Origin of the sequence: Mycobacterium sp., assembly GCF_049802695.1 — a bacterium.
Taxonomy (GTDB): Bacteria; Actinomycetota; Actinomycetes; order Mycobacteriales; family Mycobacteriaceae; genus Mycobacterium.
Map to the genome: position 1 here is coordinate 1 of NZ_JBARMY010000220.1, position 3,070 is coordinate 3,070.

Genomic DNA, 3,070 nt, shown 5'->3' on the forward strand with positions numbered 1-3,070 from the left:
GCGCCGGCCGAGCGGCCGGCCGGGTGGCCGTCCAAACGGTTGGGGTGCGCCGACGCGGAACAGCAGCCGTGGACCGCGCCGCGGATCGGCGAGGGCGATGGTCAGCCCGTCGCGGATGTGCGCCCGGGAGATCCGCTCGTCGGCGATGAACGTGCCGTTGCGGCTGGTGTCGATCGCCACCCATTGACCGCCGTCAAACCTCAGTAGCAAATGGAAACGCGAGGTGCCCTGATTGTGCTCGGGGTCCGCCAGCGGAACATCAGCGCGGTCGTCGCGACCGACGGTGAAGTCGCGTCCGGGCGAAAAGGTGTACCGATTCGAGCCTGCCCACACGGTCAACGGGAAAGCGACTGGCTCGCTCCCCATGGCCGCCGCCTTTCATAAACCTGGAGACCATCGATTGGCCTGAATCTCGGGTGTCTACCCGCGTTAGGAGATTATCTACCCTGCGGGCCGCGGTGAGGCCGCTCTCAGCTCGTCCGATTGGCGAGACTTTGCCGCGGCAGCGGAGTGGAGTCCTCGAGCAGGCGGCGCAGCACTGTGACGGCGTCCGCGAGCACGTCGCGATCGGCGGGTTCCAGCCGGTCCAGTTGCGGCTCGATGGCGGCGGCCCGGTCGGCGCGCACTTGGGTGAGGACCCGGTTGCCCTCGGGTGTGATGCGGATGCGGACGGCGCGGGCGTCACCCGGGTCGACGGTGCGGGTCACCAGACCGGCTTCCTCGAGTCGCCGCACTTGGGTGGTCATCGTCGGCTGCGAGCAGTGGTCCACGGCGGCGAGGTCACAAATTCGTGCTTCACCGTAGTTTTCGATTGTCGACAGCAGCCTGGCTTGCGCCGCCGGCAACGGCATCTGAATGCGCTGAGTGGCCATCCGGTTGAGCCGCGCGACCACACTCAGCAAATCCTCGCCCAGCCGCGATTCGTGCTGGCTTTCAGGGGCGTCGCTGCCCGCGGCACCTCTGCCAGCGGTCGATGTAGTCATGCCGCTATTATTGCATAGATTCGCTAAATACATCCGGCGTAGGTGGCTCACGTTGACATGCTCTGCCCGCCATGGCGGTGCGACCTCGGACTCGCCGCGATGACTGGCAGAATCATTGAAATGACCGCGACCGGGTCGGCGAGCCCGCCGGAGAAAAGGGATCGGTCGCTGCAACCCGTCGAACTGGCGCAGGCGGCCGTCATGGCGGCGCTGTGCGCGGCGCTGGGGATCATCTCGGTCGTCGTGCCGTTCGCCGGTGCGCTGTCGTTGCTGGGGACCGTGCCGATGGGGTTGCTGTCCTACCGCTACCGGCTCCGCGTGCTGATCACCGCTACCGTCGCCGCCGGGCTGATCGCGTTTCTCATCGCCGGCTTGGGCGGGCTGATGACGGTCGTCAACAGCGCCTACGTCGGGGGGCTGACCGGCATCGTGAAACGTCGGCGCCGCGGCACGCCCACGGTCATCGTCACGTCGCTGGTCGCCGGTGCAGTGTTCGGCGCCGTGATGGTTGTCGCGCTCGGTGTGCTCACGCGGCTGCGTCACCTGCTCTTCGAAGCCATCACCGCCAACGTCGACGGACTGGCAGAGGCCCTGGGCAAGGTGCGGCTGGAAACGGCCGCCCGCATCTTGAAGCACTACTTCGGGCTTGGGTTGCACTATTGGCCCTGGCTGGTTTTCGGCAACTCGGTGATCTCGGTGCTGGGCGTTGGTCTGATCGGCTGGTGGGCGCTGTCGCGGGTGCTCGAGCGGATGAGCGGCATCCCCGACGTGCACATGCTTGACGCAGTCACCGACAGCGGTCCCGTCGCGCCGGTGCCGGCGCGGTTGCATCAGGTGCGATTCCGCTACCCGAACACCGGCCAGGACGCGTTGCGACCGATCGACCTGGACGTGGAAGTCGGCGAACACATCGCGATCACCGGTGCCAACGGGTCCGGCAAGACGACGCTGATGCTGGTGCTGGCCGGCCGGGAGCCGACGTCGGGCACCATCGAACGCCCCGGCGCGGTCGGGCTGGGGCGGCAGGGCGGCACCGCGGTCGTTCTGCAACACCCGGAGAGCCAGGTACTCGGGACGCGGGTCGCCGATGACGTGGTGTGGGGCTTGCCGCCGGGGACCAGCATCGATGTCGACCGACTGCTCGACGAGGTGGGTCTCGACGGGTGCGGCGAACGCGAGACGGGCAGCCTGTCCGGCGGTGAGTTGCAGCGCCTGGCCATGGCGGCGGCCATGGCGCGGGAGCCGGCGCTGCTGATCGCCGACGAGGTGACCAGCATGGTTGATCAGCAGGGCCGAGAGGCGTTGCTGGGCATTATGTCCGGTTTGAGCAAACGGCACGGCACGGCGCTGCTGCACATCACCCATTACAACGACGAGGCCCGCGCGGCCGACCGCACCATCAATCTCAGCGATTCCCCGGATAACACCGACATGGTCGAGACGGGCGCTCCGGCGCCCGGCGTCGCGGCCGGCAACGAGGCGAATGTCCCGGTGCTCGAACTCGTCGGCGTCGGCCACGACTACGGCGTCGGCACACCGTGGTCCAAGACAGCGCTGCACGACGTCAGCTTCGTGGTGCATCAGGGCGACGGGCTGCTGATCCACGGGGGCAACGGTTCGGGCAAGTCGACGTTGGCGTGGGTCATGGCCGGGCTCACCGTTCCGACCAGCGGCACCTGCCTGCTGGACGGGCAGCCCACCCATGAGCAGGTCGGGGCGGTGGGCTTGTCCTTCCAGGCGGCGCGCCTGCAGTTGATGCGGAGTCGGGTGGATTCGGAAGTCGCGTCGGCGGCAGGTTTTTCCCGCGACGACGAGGATCGGGTGGCGGCGGCGCTGGCGGTTGTCGGCCTGGATGCCTCGTTGGCCGAGCGGCGCATCGACCAGCTCAGCGGCGGCCAGATGCGCCGGCTGGTACTGGCCGGGCTGCTGGCGCGATCGCCGCGGGCGCTGATTCTCGACGAGCCGCTGGCCGGGTTGGACGCGGCCAGTCAGCGGGGTCTGCTGCGACTGCTCGAGGAGCTGCGCCGAGAGCGGGATTTGACCGTCGTCGTCATCTCCCACGACTTCACCGGGCTCGAGCAGTTGTG

The 3,070-nt window shown here is 68.2% G+C and carries 3 protein-coding genes; 1 reads left to right on the plus strand and 2 read right to left on the minus strand.

What is annotated here, in order from left to right:
* Positions 1-366: FHA domain-containing protein (locus WA317_RS08935; RefSeq protein ID WP_425172688.1), on the minus strand; the 366-nt coding region annotated here is incomplete at its 3' end.
* Positions 367-470: 104 nt separating this feature from the next.
* On the minus strand, positions 471-872 hold the full coding sequence (locus WA317_RS08940; protein ID WP_425172690.1) for a MarR family winged helix-turn-helix transcriptional regulator: 402 nt from the start codon (positions 870-872) through the stop codon (positions 471-473).
* Positions 873-1,103: 231 nt separating this feature from the next.
* On the opposite strand from WA317_RS08940, the gene WA317_RS08945 reads away from it, so the two are divergent.
* Positions 1,104-3,070: ATP-binding cassette domain-containing protein (locus WA317_RS08945; protein ID WP_425172689.1), on the plus strand; the 1,967-nt coding region annotated here is incomplete at its 3' end.

Coding starts and splice junctions, on each gene's coding strand:
- WA317_RS08940 (WP_425172690.1), bottom strand. CDS start 872: ATGGCCACTCAGCGCATTCAGATGCCGTTGCCGGCGGCGCAAGCCAGG.